11 protein-coding genes are annotated in these 15,975 nt (G+C 51.2%); 5 read left to right on the top strand and 6 right to left on the bottom strand.

The genetic code is table 11. The features are described from left to right. Positions 1–451 precede the first annotated feature (451 nt). Positions 452–1,096 (bottom strand): PEP-CTERM sorting domain-containing protein, encoded by a 645-nt coding sequence (locus SCARR_RS16210; RefSeq protein WP_168433369.1) that lies wholly within the window; start codon positions 1,094–1,096, stop codon positions 452–454. After that, positions 1,062–1,877 (bottom strand): hypothetical protein, encoded by an 816-nt coding sequence (locus tag SCARR_RS16215; RefSeq protein WP_136062715.1) that lies wholly within the window; start codon positions 1,875–1,877, stop codon positions 1,062–1,064. Before SCARR_RS16215 ends, SCARR_RS16210 begins: the two co-directional genes overlap by 35 nt. 696 nt (positions 1,878–2,573) lie before the next feature. Here SCARR_RS16215 and SCARR_RS16220 point away from each other — a divergent pair. Further along, positions 2,574–3,509 carry a HEAT repeat domain-containing protein gene (locus SCARR_RS16220; protein WP_136062716.1) on the top strand — a complete coding sequence of 312 codons (936 nt, stop codon included), beginning with the start codon at positions 2,574–2,576 and terminating at the stop codon, positions 3,507–3,509. A 147-nt stretch (positions 3,510–3,656) separates the two neighbouring features. Here SCARR_RS16220 and SCARR_RS16225 read toward each other — a convergent pair whose 3' ends face one another. From SCARR_RS16225 to SCARR_RS16235, 3 genes are all read right to left on the bottom strand, one after another. Next, positions 3,657–4,664, bottom strand: a complete 1,008-nt coding sequence (locus SCARR_RS16225; protein ID WP_136062717.1) for a sulfotransferase family protein — start codon at positions 4,662–4,664, stop codon at positions 3,657–3,659. A 395-nt stretch (positions 4,665–5,059) separates the two neighbouring features. Beyond that, entirely contained in the window at positions 5,060–6,331 is a 1,272-nt protein-coding gene (gene chrA / locus SCARR_RS16230) for a chromate efflux transporter (protein WP_136062718.1), read from the bottom strand. Positions 6,332–6,372: 41 nt separating this feature from the next. Next, positions 6,373–7,851 (bottom strand): aryl-sulfate sulfotransferase, encoded by a 1,479-nt coding sequence (locus SCARR_RS16235; protein WP_136062719.1) that lies wholly within the window; start codon positions 7,849–7,851, stop codon positions 6,373–6,375. A gap of 339 nt (positions 7,852–8,190) precedes the next feature. Here SCARR_RS16235 and SCARR_RS16240 point away from each other — a divergent pair, with 339 nt between their 5' ends. From SCARR_RS16240 to SCARR_RS16255, 4 genes are all read left to right on the top strand, one after another. After that, positions 8,191–8,742: a PEP-CTERM sorting domain-containing protein gene (locus tag SCARR_RS16240; protein ID WP_136062720.1), complete on the top strand. Its 552-nt coding sequence runs from the start codon at positions 8,191–8,193 to the stop codon at positions 8,740–8,742. Positions 8,743–8,883: 141 nt separating this feature from the next. Beyond that, positions 8,884–9,921, top strand: coding sequence for an IS1595 family transposase (locus SCARR_RS16245; RefSeq protein WP_136062721.1), 1,038 nt, complete (start codon positions 8,884–8,886; stop codon positions 9,919–9,921). A 1,044-nt stretch (positions 9,922–10,965) separates the two neighbouring features. Then, positions 10,966–13,896 carry a hypothetical protein gene (locus SCARR_RS16250; protein ID WP_136062722.1) on the top strand — a complete coding sequence of 977 codons (2,931 nt, stop codon included), beginning with the start codon at positions 10,966–10,968 and terminating at the stop codon, positions 13,894–13,896. A 20-nt stretch (positions 13,897–13,916) separates the two neighbouring features. Further along, on the top strand, positions 13,917–14,210 hold the full coding sequence (locus SCARR_RS16255) for a hypothetical protein (protein ID WP_136062723.1): 294 nt from the start codon (positions 13,917–13,919) through the stop codon (positions 14,208–14,210). A 146-nt stretch (positions 14,211–14,356) separates the two neighbouring features. Here the strand turns inward: SCARR_RS16255 and SCARR_RS16260 are convergent, their stop codons facing one another. Further along, a complete protein-coding gene (locus SCARR_RS16260) occupies positions 14,357–15,910 on the bottom strand; it encodes a ComEC/Rec2 family competence protein (protein WP_136062724.1) in 1,554 nt (517 codons plus the stop codon). Positions 15,911–15,975 lie beyond the last annotated feature (65 nt).

Here is a 15,975-nt window from a genome sequence, read left to right on the forward strand (position 1 = left end):
CGAGCCACAATTCAGCATTTCAAGGCTCCGGTGAATATTCTATGGCTCAGGAATTTCCGCATACGCGGGAACGAGGTCGCCACCCTCGCCTACAAATTTAGACATAATCCAACCAAGGTGTAGCGTCGTCTTGTCCGCCGTAGCCTTAGCGAAGATGGAAGAGGGCGCGCAATCCGTGTAAGGAACAACCACAGACTGGATGTTCAACCAGTGCGAGGCCACCGCCCTCGCCTACAAAGTTGAGCGATTGAAAACCTGTGGGCGGCGGGCCGTTGTGTAAGTGAGATCCGCGATCTCGCAAACCATCGGAACAGTCCGTTCAAAAGGATCCCGCGATCACGAACCGCGACTAAAAACCTCACTTCAATGATGCACGCGGAACATTAATGGCAGACGCAAAAAAAAGAGCCCGCAGAAGCGAACTCTTTTCTAGCAAGTTATCAACTAATGTTTAGCTGCGAACTTTTTTGCGCGCCAGGTACATTCCCAGACCAGCAATGCCCATCAGACCCAGCGTAGCCGGTTCCGGGATAGCAACAACCGTCTGCCACGTTCCGACAGGAGCGCCCAAGGTATAGCCAACCGGAGTGCCTGGAGCCTGAACAGCTCCACTACCAACTGTTGCCGCATCAACAACCAGATACTGAGAGGCTAATAACTTGTCAGCATTGTTGAAGAGAACAGTATACAGCGGAATGTCGTCGGCCACATCCACACCCAATGCGTCAATACCAAACGCATGAGTCAACGGAGGGCCTGCCTGATTGATGTTAACCGTGGTGTCTGCAAGCAGACCAACTCCTAGATCAGCAACATCCCAAGGTCCATCCTGAAGTGTCGCTCCTGTGTACAAACCAGCTTGCCATCCATCAATGAGGGTTACGCCGTCAAATGAAGCAGCGCCCCAGTTAGAAGACTGCCAGGTCACAAGTCCGGCTTGCGATACCGCTGCTACCGCCATTACTGCAATTATTGCTTTTATTTTCATTTTTTCACCTTTTGTTGTTTTAATTTTCACCTGCCCCCTATGGGCAGGCAACATTAAACTATTCTCAATTTTATTAATTGAAGGCGCTGAGGTATTTGTTGCTTTCAACCCACTCGAAGCCAGCTTTAGCATTGTACCAGAAACCTTGTCCTGTCTTCAATTCATACGTTGTAGGAGTGGTTCCATATCCGAAAGCACCCAGCGGCTGCCATCCGTTGTATAAATCGTACGGCGGAGCGTAGTAATACAATGCAAATATCTCATATTTCTGGGTGACCTCATTCCAAACGGTGATCTGGTCAGCTAGAGTGGCATCACTTGGATCGCCAGTAGCGTTTTCGGCAATGTTAAGATCATTAAGCTTCGTCGCATTAGAAAACGGATTTGAAACAATCTGCAATCCACTGACGATTTGATTCGTAACAACCGCATCAGAAACCACTTCACCTGATGTGATTACGTTTGTGCTGGCACTCAACGGAGCGGCCTGAATCCACACGGCCGAACCCGCTGGCAGGACAGGATCAACGTAAGGTGCCCCGAAACCATAGCCTTCGACATTCTGCCATCCGATGTCATTTTCGTAAATCCCACCATAAAAACTGATGTCATAAAGGGCGTAGATAGTGTACTTATCAGTCGCGCTGTCCCAAATGTAAAGCCTGTCAGCCTGTGTGGCATCCGAAGCGGAACCCTTAAACTGATTCGGAGGGCAAATGCTGCTCAGGTTGTTGGATGTGGACTGAAAGGAAATGCCCATAATATTCAGATCGCCATCGCCAGGTTTAGCCACCTTTCCGTAACCAACGATATTAGCGCTGGTAACTTGTGCGGAAACGAAGGTCGTCGCACACGCAAGCACTGCTACTGTCATTAATAATTTTTTCATCTTATTACTCCTAATTATAAGTGAACCCATTCCACTTAGTACTTGATACGTATACACCGAACTCCGTGGATCAGCAACTGATTTTTTCGGGTTTTTATGGTCAGACCGCAAATTACACGGAACCCCCCTTATTTCATCCTACTTTAAACCAAAAAATTCAATCACCAGACCTCGTTGTACGGTGCTTGCAAAAGGCGGGATTGAACCCATTCCGCTCCTCACCTTTTACGAACCCGCATGTATAAACTCATGAAACCGCGAAAAAATCAAGTTGTTTTTTGGTCAGTTTAAAGCCCAAACCGAAAAGCCCCGCAATCCAGTAATCGCCATCATTGCTACCCGCAGATGGATGCAGATGGGACGGCACCGAAACACCAGAAAAAGTTTTTAACCGCAGAACGCGCAGATGACGCAGAAGTGGCTCGGGGATTTCAAACAGAATAATTCGGACAGAATAATTTTATCCACTGCCGCTGTCTCGAATCATTCTGTCCATAATTATTCTGTGTATAACTAATCATGAAGAGGTTCAGGATGGTTCGCTACAGCCGACGGACATGCACGGATCCAGCGATACGACGAAGAGGCCGGAACGGAGCCCGGCCCTCCAACATGCTCTCTCGCATTAATCGTTGCTTGTTTTTCAACATCTGCTTTCATATCCTATCTATAGATTAGAACTCAGGAGAGCAATTAATGACTAAGCCACTTATTCTAACCGTAGTTTTTGCTACTGCCATATTTGCAAGCGGAGGAAAAAACTCCATCCCTGCCCGACCACCGATTACTGAAAAACGTTCTGGAGAAAAAGGGACCATATCCGTTCAAGAAATGCTCGTCTTAGGGACTTCCGGACTAAAGCTTCATTCTCTATCCATGATAAGCCAAGGAAACATAAAAGGGGATGTGAATGAAAGCTACCTGCCGGGACTCAAGGATTGCTCTAATGACCGATCCTTGCCGATTCGCAGCATCACCGCACAGATACTGGGGAAATATTTTGTCCAAGGGAAAAAACCCCCTAACGCGGAGGCAGTCGGACTTCTCATCAAGCTTGCAAAGGATCCGTCCAGAGACGTTCGCTACAACGCGGCGTACTACGGACTCACGCAAATAGAAAACAAATCCGATGAAATCGTTGCATTGTTGATCGATATTGCATCCTCCAACCGCGAACAAAACCTCAGCGAACACATTGCGCAATCACTCGAAAGCAACCAAGAAAACGCAGCTCGAATCATGGATAAAATGCTAGCCACCGAAGATAATGTCGCCATATTTGAAATATACGAAAATCTTACGGGGAGAAAACCAACCAGCGCCGATAAATACCTAGACATGCCCTCCAGTCGCACACGCATGTTTGTCTTCGGAAAAACAAGTGATGAAGCAGAGCAGGCCAAATCCGAACTCGAGAAAGAACTAAAGGCCGTGGGAATCACCGCCCCCTCCGTCCAGACCTCCGGAACAGGAGAAAGCTATGTCCTCATGGTCAAGACCTACATCACCAAGGAGGGCATGGCTGTTGAGAAAAACTTTTCCGGCAAGGGTAAGTTCAAGATCATACAGCAAATGTGGCTCTCACCGGAGCATGAAATCCAGCTTAAGGCCATGCAAAAGACTCAGCATTAGACCTTCCCCGAAAGAGCTGAACAACCTGTTGCCCCCGGCCGGCAGAGAACCCAAATATGTGGCGCGGATATCCGATCCGAATTTACTGCGCCTCCGATACTCGCGCGTCAGACTTATCCTACAAGACAACAGAAGTCCCAGAGGGACCTACGCCGATATACGCTCGGATATTTCTTCCAGCAATGCCTGCTGATAACTTCGGCGGGCCAGATCTTTCGGTTCGCAGTGCATCATGACCGCCTGCTTCAGGTCCTTATTGACATGGTCGTACTGATGAATAAGCTCCGTTGAAAACTCCAGCGGATCGGTGACTGTTATGACTTCCGATTCATACCCTAGCTCATTTATTATATCCTGAGCAACCGACTCGACGATATGGATCTGATCGTAGGTGAGCCCGGCACGGAAACGCCCCACCCGTGAATTGGTAACGGGCTTGCCCACGTTTTCCCAGAGCTTACTGGCATGGGCGGCCTCCCAGGCTGCGCGGCTATGATAGAACTCCTGCTGGGTTTCCCGGTAATCAAGCCCCATGAAATCCATTAACTTCCCAAGTTCACCACAGGAATCGGCTACGAGAGATTCATAGCTGAGGCTATAGAAACGTTTCTCTCCCACTTTTTCCCGGGCGTCTAAACACAAGCGCTGGAGCTCCACCCATTTTTTCGCAATAAAATAAGGATGCTTTTCCCCTACCACGGCTTTGGTGAAAGACAGGCAAACATCGCGCGGATCGCGGTAAAGGTAGATATACACCGGCTCATCGAAATAGCGTTCCAGATCATCCACCCATCGGATATTCTGCATGCTCTTACACACCCAATAATCGGCCTGTTCCGCTTCTGCATAGAGATCCATGGAGGCGCCATACACCGCAACAAGACTTCTTTCCCTGCAACGGCTAAAAATTTTCTCTTCCGACAGCTCCACCTGATCCCACGGCACGGGATTCCGGCGAATCAGTTCGCAGACATCTGCAATCAGCCGCCTAAAAGCCGAATCACTACCCAAATCGCCATAGACCGGAAGTAGCGGCATCATACGCTGCAGGATGTGTGGCGGGTGCGGCGCCGTCACACGAGGATGCTGCTCCAACATTAAGCGAAGCAGATTGGATCCCGACCGCTGCTCACCAATCATAAATACTGATTTCATAACTTTTTCATCCCGTTTCTTGTCTACCTAACCCAGCTAAGCCGGAACCCCAAAAAAGATCACATACAGAATGATTAAGGACAGAATAATTAGGCACCATCCATCTTTCCATTTGAACCACCCACGATATTTCTAAACAGACCATGCTCAACCCTCTGCGGGCGTAACTTTTGCAAAATGATTATGAGCAAAATTATTTAAACCGAACATCCCGCACAGGAATCATTTGAACCATCCAGGATATTCCGAAACAGACCATGCTCAAACCTCTGCAGGCGAGTTCGTTATTGACCACGAAGCCACCTGATAAAACACCCGTTCCGTGCATCATTCTGTCCATAATTATTCTGTAAAAATATCTTGCGCAAATGTGATTGAACTGGAATGGAAAGATACTAAATCAACCCTGACAGATAACCAGCCAAGCCCGCTACCGGGATAATCCATACCACGTCTACTTTATATTTAAACAATGCGACAAATGACAGGATGAAGACGATCAATACCATGGCCGATTGAACCACTGCGTCTCCGCCATCCGGCCAAGCCATCATGAAGATATTCAAAAACGCTCGGAATATGAGTCCTATTACTGCGATCCGAATCCCTTTCATGACCGCCTGAACCGCTTTAGAACTCTTTATGCCCTCTAGCATGCCGGCCATCAACACCATAAGCATGGCAGGCGGAGCAAATATTGCAGCGGTCGACAGCAGCGCACCGGGAATACCAGCCACTTTCTGGCCGATAAAGGCGGCGCTGATCAGGATCGGCCCCGGCGTCACCTGCCCAAGCGCTATTCCATCTATAAATTCCTGAGCCGTAAGCCAACCGAACCGGTCGACTACGACATCCTGAATCATGGGAATAAATACGTACCCTCCCCCGAACAGAGTAAGGCTCATACTGCCAAAGGTAGTCATAAGCGAGGTCAATCCATCCCGCGCAACCGGTAGCGGAACAACACCAAGAAGCGCAATCACACCAAGGAACAGAAAACCCAACCAGCGACCTGACGGAAGCGTCTTTCGAGTTGCTGTGACCTGCTCAAGCGCCACCCCAACAGAACCATCCGCCTCAACTTCCAGCGGTTTTTTATTGCCAAAATAGTGAAACAGGAATCCAGCGACCCCAAACAAAGCCACTAGGCCAAACGTGGCGTAGATACGGTATGCCTTCGGCATCAGCAGGAGCAGAACCACAACAAACACAAATGCCACCCACTGCACCGGTGAAGTTAGGTTCTTAGTACCCATCTTTAGACAGACGCTCAATACAATGGCCGCAACGGCTGGAAGAATCCCGAAAAATACCCGCTCCACTTGGGGAAGCGTACCGAAGCGAAAATAAAGATCCGCCAACACCATCATGAACAAAACCGTTGGAAGAAGCACCGCAACCGCACTGACCAAGGCACCGAGCCCCCCCCGCAACCGGTAGCCGACATAGGCAACGGTATTCACTGCCATGGGCCCCGGCAACAAGCTCGCGAGCGCAACACCGTCCAGCATATCCTCGCTGGACAACCATTTCCGCCGTTCCACCACTTGGCTCTCAATCATGGAGACCAGCGACATGAAACCGCCGAACGAAACGCAACCAATTTTGAGGAAGCATAAAAAAAGCGTTAACAGAGTGGGATTATTCATAATGGCCAGTATGCCCAACCAAGTCGAACCAAGCTGCCTGATACATTTTTTTATCCTTATTAAGGCGCGGTAAGCAATTCGGCACCGTCACCGCCATCCTCTGGACCCAGCATTTTCTTCGGGGAAAGATCTTTACCCTGGAAGGCCAGAAAATCAGAGGAAAACTTGTATGCACGAAATACCATATTTTCCCCGGATGGAGGCATGGAATTCCATTTTTCCAGCTTTTTCATCTTGGGACCCTGACGCATGATAGGATTTACATACTCCCATACACGCTTCTCTTCCGCATCGAGCTCGAATATTATTCCTTCAGCCCCGACGCACACCAACGTTCCTCCGTTTTCTAAGCGCTGAGCATTTGATACCACGGGGGAATAGAACTTTGATCCGGGTGCTCCTGTGTATTCCCATATCACTTCGCAGGGAGGATAGATGCCGACCGCTGTCGGCATCGGCCACTCACCTGATGCGGTCATAGGAGGTTTGACCTCTAAGATGGACGAATATGGAGCCACGCCCGGATCGACAGGATTATTGTTGTTGAAGATAAGAATATTTCCGTCGCCCCGGAGCCCGCCCGCGATTCTATGCGGATCATGCTGGGTAAACAGAACCTGATCCGCCTCCCCCCCCTTGCCGTAGCGAATGGGATTTCCCCACCGATAGACCAGCTCGCCGGTTTTTCTGGACACCACCCACATTTCACCCATTGCGTGCGATGACAGAATGATCTCATCCTCCCGGCTCGGATTGTACGACACAGAGTTAATATGCAACCAATCCGAAAGCTTTTTAAACTCCCCCTTACTCGCCCTGAGTTGATTCACATCAATGCGGTTCGGATACTTTGCAGGGTCGCCATAATTGGGGCATTTCTCATCAAAGTCCTGAATCAGATGATCCCAAGCCGACCAACGCCAAACCACTTCTCCTGAGGTTTTACCGGTTTTCTTGATCTCATGGACCGCGCACACCCACATTTCACCATTGGGTACCGTATCGGGATCCCTGCCTGCAGCCATATACTCATCCAAGGGAATCCTCTCCCAAACGGTGACTAGTGTATTCCCGCTAGGCAGTCTTTCAATATCATGGTGCATGCGATGAACCGCTTGGTCGGTATTATATTCCCAGACCACCTCGCCATCCCATGTAAGCTCTTCAATAGTATCGCCAACGTCATCTGTTGAATTCTTAACCGTGTGGAGCAGGTTTCCATCGGGCAACAGGTAGGAAATCATTCCAGTAACTCTTCTATGATTCCACTCATGAACGACAAAACCATTGCAATCAATTAGATAGGTAGATGCATGCCCTACAGTTGCGACCAATACATAACCATCGCTTACACCTTGAGTCTTTAGAACTAGCCCTGACGTCTCATGTCGCGGGGGAGCATTCTTCAATGGAGGTGGCGCAACCGGTATGGGAGGAGTAGCTAGCTGTCCAAGTGCAGTAGTCGAAGAAAAGGCGACAATACCAGCAAGCCCAATCATGCAAACCATCACGTTTATTTTAATGAGAAAGCTTCTCATAATAAAAATCCTTAGGAGTTTTCTGTGTTGTTAATCCAACCGGCATTGGACAAGCCTGCTCCGGATAAAAAACCTATAAACACCATCAAATGGCTCGAATTACAAGACATTTATATATCCAACCCCTACCCAATCTTCTCGGCACAGCAAAGCGGAGTGCGGGCGAACCAACTAGACTCGTATTCCAACAAAGTACTACCCACCACATTTATGTCTTATTTTTTTATATTTATATAGAAACTTGACACAGTAAAGTTGATTCTAGATAATTCATTTAAAGTAAACCGATGGTCATAAACATTATACGGTCGAAAAACATTCAATGAGCGGGGCTGAGAAATGAAAAAACTAATCCTGATGTTCATGGGCGGAGCGGTAGCACTATCTTCAAATGGCGGTCTCGTCTACTGGTCATCTACCAACTGGGGACAGGAGCATTCAATCCTCCCATTCCAAACCTTAGCTGGAACCACTTTTTATACCCCCATGCAGTCTGGATGGTTTGTGGGTCTGTACAACGCGAATGTTACAGGAGGATTGGACATCGACCTTAGTGACCTCAACGCAGGACTCATTGAGCAAACAACGACCAAAGTGGTTACCGTCCCGGCATTTGCCTCAACTTGGGGCATTAATGGCAAGTCCATTGATATCGCGGACAACATTCCAATCTTCACAGTTATTTTTGACAATTCAACACACTGGGCCGCAAGCTTCTACACAATTGTCGATTCCGCACCATTCAACAGTGGCTCCGTAGCTCCACCAGCAATAGGAATGAGTTATTCTTTACAAGCGCCTGCAGGATCGATTCCTGAACCATCCACCGTTGGCCTGATGGGCATTGCTGGCATCAGCATGTTCCTTGCCCGCAAAAGGAGGCATAACTAACCCCGTCATCAGATTAAATATCAAATCGAATTCATCAAAAGGACAGGCAAAGAAACGTTCCTGACAGTGGCTCTGTCAGCTCTCATCGTGTCCATGCCTATCCGGTTGAAACAGGTTGGTGGTTTTTGCATAAACTAACGCATGTCAAATTACCCTCGAACTCTGCTGGAGCTTCAACATCACTTTCCCGATGAGGCATCCTGTTTACGCCATTTGGAGCGTATTAGGTGGCCAGAAGGTTTCGAATGCGCATCCTGTGGGAAAGCCGGAGATCCATGGCATCTTCAGACCAGACCCCGCGTGTTAGAATGTCGTCGGTGCGGGCATCAAGTTAGTCTCACAGCCGGGACGATCATGCACCGAACACGACAACCCCTTCCGGTTTGGTTTTGGGCCGCCTACTTGGTGACGACGCAGACCCCTGGGATGAGTGCCCTGCAGTTTCAACGGCAACTCGGTATCAAACGCTATGAAACTGCGTTTCTGATCCTGCACAAGTTGCGCGTTGCCATGGTTCGGCCCGAGCGAGACCGAATTGGTGCCGAGTGGCCCGTCGAGGTGGATGAGACGTACGTTGGCGGCGCAACACAAGGGGAGGGTCGAGGGCGACACCATAAAACGCTTGTTGTTGGAATGGTAGAGGTTATGCCTCGAAAGAAAGCTCTAGGGCCTGATCCAAATCTATCGACAGGGCAACGTCCGCAGCATCAGGGAGGGCATGGACGAGGTTTTATCGCGGGAAGGTTACGTCTTCAGGTTGTACCCGACCGGAAGCAGGAAACATTGGAGCCGATGGTTCTGGCCAACGTCCAAAAGGAAGCCGAAGTACGAACCGACGGATGGACGGGCTATAACAACTTGCATAAGCTGGGATACAAACATATAGCCGTACCCATCAGAGGAGATCAGGTGAAGACCGATCAACATCTCCCAATGATCCACATTGTGTTTGGAAATCTTGATGCTTGGCTTCTGGGAACGCATCACGGCGTGAGTTCTGCGCACTTGCAGGGCTATCTCAACGAATTTGTATTCCGATTCAACCGCCGCTTCTGGCCTATGGTGGGTTTTGAGAATGTGCTGAAAATTGCTGTTCAGATGGAATCGCTAACCGAACAAAACTTTTACAAAACCGCACGGACTCCGATGGAGAAAGGCAAGCCTGCATTAACCGGATAGGCATGATCGTGTCTAACACAACATAGCCCGGATATTTCACAAAAAGCATCGTTTCCTTTGTTAACTGCTCGAATGAAGTCCGTTAAGCCAACTCTTCGCGAACTTTGCGCTCTTCTGTTAATTAATTCCTAATGAACCGTGCCTTCGTCTCTGCAGCAAAGCATTCCTTCGGTCTGTCCGAAAGTTTAGCTATGACCGCGTACTAGCCCAATCTCTATCCAGCGGGATGTTCCAACTCGACAAAATGGCTTATCAATGCCCAGAACGAACCCGATAGAAGGCATTGCTTGAATCAACAGGGATGCTCCAGATCACCTCTTCAGAGCATGTAGAGCTTGCCGCATTTCGGCGAACTCTATGCCTTTGCGAGCCAAAACCTGCCTCATGAAATATTCGGGCCACCCCTTAGGCACCGCTCCTCCCAAAAACCTACTAATTAGATGTTGCTGATAAATGTTGGGATTATTGCCACACAATTGAGAAGCAATTGCGCACTGAAGAAACACAAAGACCTGAACCGCTTATTTTTCGTGCCTTTTGTTCCTAAATTGGTCGCTGTTCATTTCCAATCATGTGGCCAGTGTTCAATAGGGTCGGGTTCCCAACATTTAAGTGAAGGAGCAATAAGCCCCTTTTCCTGCATTGGTTTTGTGTCTGCCGGAAAACGGTACTTGAATGGTTCAGGTTGATGTAAAAACCACGAGATAACGCAATGATAATATGGCCATCGGAACTCATCTAGAACAAGAAAACTCCTGCCCAAAAAAATTAGGTCGCATATTTATTTGACCCTCGGCGGATTCCCCATTATGACTCTCGGCTCTTTGGTGCGGATAGGGGTATTCTGCCGATTGCAAGTTGCTAGTTTACAAGAGGTAAAGAAAATACTTTATCGCCTTGAAAAGAGCTCAGCAGCAACAGCCACCCCTTCTTGAGCAGAAACGCTTCTAAATTATTGAGCGACTCTATTTTTGACCACCAAAAGCGAAATATATGGGCTAGAAACAAATCATATATGGCCATTTTTACGAGACATTAAACTTGATGACATTTTTAAACAAAAAAATTAAAGGGTTGTCGTCGTGGCGCATCGCGATCATCACGACTTTATTTTTCGCAGTGGGTGCCGAAGCATTGAGCCCTCACCCGCCAGGCCCTCCTCCATCACCACTAGTGATTGGCATTGAGATCAATGGTTCCCTCGAGATTGAAAAGGGAAGCTGGACCATTTATACCTGCACGGCATCCTATACCGACGGATCGCGAAAGGAAGTGTCTCCTGCATGGAGTATCTCCTCCCCCTCCTCCTCCACCTCCTTGCTCGACTCGGGGTGGCTCTACACCGGACTCATCGACGTCGGCCAGACGATTACGCTTACCGCCGTCTTTGGGGGAATGGCCGCCGAGCTGGAAGCCGATATCAAGAACGTTCCTCCGGTGCCCGTATTGGTTGGCTTAGAAATAGCCGGGCCCACCAACGTGAACCGGAATGCCTGGCAGGAATACACCTGCACGGCAGCTTATTCAGACGGATCGCGAAAGACGGTGACCCCTTCATGGAGCCTTGCCTCCCCCGCGTTCTCCTCCTCCATCACCCCGTACAACGCCTCGGGATGGCTCAATACCGGACTCACCGACTTCGGCGAGACCGTTACGCTGAAAGCCGCCTTCAAGGGAATGGCCGGTGAGCTGGGGGCAACCGTCAAGAACGTTCCTTGGACGCCGGCACTGACCGGGCTGGAAATAAACGGCCCAACCCTGCTGAACGAGGACATCTGGCAGGCATACACCTGCACGGCAACCTATTCCGACGGGACGCAAAAGGCGGTCGATCCTTCGTGGGGACTATCCTCTCCGTCTTCCTCCATGACCCTCTACCCGTACAGCCACGCTGGCTGGCTCTACACCGGACTCATCGACTCCGACCAGACGGCGACGCTTACCGCCTTCTTCGAAGGAATGGCCATCGAGTTCGAGGCTTCCATTAAGAACGTGCCGTCGGAACCCGTTCTGACGGGCGTTAAGATTAACGGCCCGCTCGAGATTGAAAAGGGAAGCTGGACGGTTTATACGTGCACAGCATCCTATACCGACGGATCGCGAAAGGAAGTGTCTCCTGCGTGGAGCATCTCCTCCCCCTCTTCCTCCTCCTTGATCGACTCGGGGTGGCTCTACGCCGGACTCATCGACGCCGGCCAGACGATTACGCTGACAGCCACCTTTGGCGGATTGGCCGACGAGCTCGAGGCCACCATCTCGAGCGGTCCTGCAGCCCCGGCATTGATCGGACTGGAAATAGCCGGGCCCACCAACGTGAACCGGAATGCCTGGCAGGAATACACCTGCACCGCAGCTTATTCCGACGGATCGCGGAAGGCGGTAACCCCTTCATGGAGCCTGGCCTCCCCCGCGTTCTCGTCCACCATCACCCCGTACAACGCCTCGGGATGGCTCAATACCGGACTCACCGATATCGGCCAGACGCTTACGCTGAGAGCCGCCTTCGCGGGAATGGCCGGCGAACTGAGGGCAACCATCAAGATCATTCCTCCGGCGCCGGCGCTGAGCGGGCTGGAAATAAACGGCCCAACCCAGCTGAACGAAGATGTTTGGCAAGCATACACCTGCACGGCAACCTATTCCGACGGGACGCAAAAGGCGGTCGATCCTTCGTGGGGACTATCCTCCCCCTCTTCCTCCATGACCCTCTATCCATACGGTCACGAGGGATGGCTCTACACCGGACTCATCGATTCCGACCAGACGGTAACGCTTTCCGCCTTCTTCGAGGGAGCAGCCGTCGAGCTGGAGGCTTCCATTAAGAACGTGCCGTCGGAACCCGTTCTGACGGGCGTTAAGATTAACGGCCCGGCCGAGGTTCAAAAGGGAAGCTGGACGATTTATAGTTGCACGGCATCCTATTCCGATGGATCGCAAAGAGCGGTGCAGCCTTCGTGGAGCATTTCCTCCCCCTCTTCCTCCTCCTTGATCGACTCGGGATGGCTCTACACCGGACTCATCAACGTCGGCCAGACCATTACGCTGGCAGCCTCCTTTGGCGGAAGGACCGCCGAACTGGAGGCTGCCATCACGAGCGTTCCTACGGACCCGGTCTTGACCGGCTTGGAAATAGCCGGGCCCACCAACGTGAACCAGGATGAATGGCAGGAATACACCTGCACCGCATCTTATTCCGACGGATCGCGAAAGGCGGTAACCCCCTCGTGGACCCTGGCCTCACCCGCGTTCTCCTCCTCCATCACCCCTTACAACGCCTCAGGATGGCTCCATACCGGGCTGACCGATATCGGCGAGACCGTTACGCTGAGAGCCGCCTTCGAGGGAATGGCCGGCGAACTGAGGGCCACCATCAAAACCGTTCCTCCGGCGCCGGCGCTGAGCGGGCTGGAAATAAACGGTCCAACCCAGCTAAACGAGGATGTTTGGCAGGCATACACCTGCACGGCAACCTATTCCGACGGGACGCAAAAGGCGGTCGATCCTTCGTGGGGACTATCCTCTCCGTCTTCCTCCATGACCCTCTACCCGTACAACCACGCTGGCTGGCTCTACACCGGACTCATCGACTCCGACCAGACGGCGACGCTTACCGCCTTCTTCGAAGGAATGGCCATCGAGCTGGTGGCAATCATCAAGAACGTTCCTTCGGCGCCAGCATTAACCGCCCTAGAAACAGCCGGAACAACCAACGATAAGACCGTAACTGTCCACTCATTGGATGAAATTATTTTCCCGCTAACCGGATTTGAAGGCCAGTGGCTGGATTGCTATCTGTATGACGAAACTGCTGATGAATATATTTCCTTTGGACACATGTATGAGCCGGATGAGCTTGTTATCCAGAACCTTGATCCAACCCATTTGTATTGGCTTAGAATAAGAATACTGGACGAAAAGACGGGGCAATGGCCACTAATTCATGACAGCTCCATTGAATACATAAAGCCGGAGTAACCTCGAAATAAAGGATTAAGATGAAACTATTTATTTTCTCACTATTGATTTTGGCTGGTATCTCAACGCATGCAGGAACGGTCGGACTGCCATTAGAGCGCATGTCGATACCGGCGGTAACCGGAGACTATTCAATTTGCATTTGGGATGATTCTGCCAGCGACTGGTACACCGAATTTGCTCCCTACGATGGATCGGGATTTTTCAATTTTCAGGTCCCTGAATGGGATAATTGGTATTGGATCGGATTATGGGATGCCAAATCAGAAAGCTATATATTCGGCAAATGGATCGGGCATTTTAAGGTGAACTAAATATCGTCGCTGCCTTTGCTTCGGGTCGCTTTCCTGACAAGTTTTTTTATCAACACAAAGCTTTGCGGGACTCCGCGCACTTCGCGCCTTTGCGTTTAAATTTTACCGCGCCTGGTCCATTGCATCTAATTCGAGGCGGAACTTTCCTAACCTGGTAAAATGACGGGAGCAAGGGCGGTCGCGAGGGCGAGCAGGAGGAGGAAGGCTGCGACTTTGCGTTGGTCGCGGTTACGGGCGTGGACGAGCAACAGGATCCAGCCGGCGTACCACAGGAATGAGGCAAGCAGCGGAGGGCGGGCGACGGACCAGCAGGCTCCCGGTAGTTGGGCGAGCCAACCGGTGGATCCGAGGAGGCCGTCGATGAAGGCCAGCGCCGCATAGTTGAAAACTTCGGACGCTACGGGCAGCACGATGGAGAGCCAGCCGCATAGGACGATACAGAAGGTCAGGGGTACAACGATCAGGTTGCCGAACAACGAGACCGGCGAAAACGTTGCAAAGTACAACGACGTCAACGGCATGGAGGCAATGAAAGCCGCAACGGAGGTGATTCCCAGCGAAGCGACGTAGGCCCATGCGCCGTTAAGCCAGCCGCGTCCGCGGTAAACAAACCCTTCCGGAACGACCGAGAAGCCCATGACAATAAAGCTGACCACGATGAAGGAAAATATGAATCCGGCCGAAAGGATTTCCGCCGGATGGAAGCCCAGCAGGAGGATCAGGGCAAAGGCGATGGAGACGGACACGTCGGGCTGCCTCCGGAAAAGCGGCGCGAGGAAATAGACGGAAGCCATCGTCACGGCGCGCAGCGCGCTGGACTTCATGCCGGTGGACACCACGTAGAGCAGCAGGAGCGGCAGCAGCCATACACCCCACCAGTTGCGAGGCACCCCAATGGACTGAAGCACAATCGTAAGAAACAGGCCGGCCATCCCTACATGCAGGCCGGAGATGGCAAAAATGTGCATCGTTCCGGTCCGCGAAAACTGCTCATTGATGGCGGAAGGGACGGCTTTGCGGTAGCCGAGCAGCAACGCTTTGTAGACCGCCAGTTGCGAGGGATAGCGCCCAATGCCTTTGGAGAGGCTTTCTGCCACCCGCTCCCTGAGCGCCTGGCCCCAGACTCTTGGATAATATCGCCGGGGGCCGGATAATTCCTCCCAAGCCATGGACTGCACAGCCATTTCGATTGGTTCTCCGCCTGGGTAGCGGCGCTTGCGCAGCTGGCCCGAAAGCAGCAAACGGTCGTCAAATGCAATGTCGAGATCAGGCGGCGCTCCGCCAATGCGGACCTGAACGCGACCGCTCCGGCGCCTCCACTCTCCAGACAAGTTTAATCCTTCGCATTCAAACGGGAACACCCACGATCCTCGCCCGCTATCGCGATAGGCATAATATACAGGCTGGGTCGCAATCCGGCCAATCAGCTCCACTCCATACAGCGGAAGCGCGGGCGACAACTGCCTGACTTCTACGTCGGATGGAATCCCTGCCCCAGCCACATAGCGGCAGGCGGCAACCATTGCAACGCAGCCGAACACCGAAACACTGGAAAACCTCCTTCGAAGAAACAGAAAGCCCAGCAGCAGGCAAAGCACGGAAGCCACGACCAAAAAACTGAAGGGGAAAAGACCGCTTGCACCGAGCAGCATGCCAGCAGCAACGCTCAGCGCAACACCGACCAGCGGACGGCGGATCACAAGGCTTGCTGCAGTACGGGCGATGGCGACCTCCTTTACGTATTGCGTATTTTTGCAAGTACAAT

The organism is Pontiella sulfatireligans, assembly GCF_900890705.1.
GTDB classification, from domain to species: domain Bacteria; phylum Verrucomicrobiota; class Kiritimatiellia; order Kiritimatiellales; family Pontiellaceae; genus Pontiella; species Pontiella sulfatireligans.

What these genes read in the sequence shown, in the direction of transcription:
- SCARR_RS16215 (WP_136062715.1), bottom strand. Translation starts at nt 1,877, where the DNA reads ATGAAAAAATTATTAATGACAGTAGCAGTGCTTGCGTGTGCGACGACC.
- SCARR_RS16220 (WP_136062716.1), top strand. Translation starts at nt 2,574, where the DNA reads ATGACTAAGCCACTTATTCTAACCGTAGTTTTTGCTACTGCCATATTT.
- SCARR_RS16250 (WP_136062722.1), top strand. Translation starts at nt 10,966, where the DNA reads ATGACATTTTTAAACAAAAAAATTAAAGGGTTGTCGTCGTGGCGCATC.
- SCARR_RS16245 (WP_136062721.1), top strand. Translation starts at nt 8,884, where the DNA reads ATGTCAAATTACCCTCGAACTCTGCTGGAGCTTCAACATCACTTTCCC.
- SCARR_RS16255 (WP_136062723.1), top strand. Translation starts at nt 13,917, where the DNA reads ATGAAACTATTTATTTTCTCACTATTGATTTTGGCTGGTATCTCAACG.
- SCARR_RS16225 (WP_136062717.1), bottom strand. Translation starts at nt 4,664, where the DNA reads ATGAAATCAGTATTTATGATTGGTGAGCAGCGGTCGGGATCCAATCTG.
- SCARR_RS16240 (WP_136062720.1), top strand. Translation starts at nt 8,191, where the DNA reads ATGAAAAAACTAATCCTGATGTTCATGGGCGGAGCGGTAGCACTATCT.
- SCARR_RS16235 (WP_136062719.1), bottom strand. Translation starts at nt 7,851, where the DNA reads ATGAGAAGCTTTCTCATTAAAATAAACGTGATGGTTTGCATGATTGGG.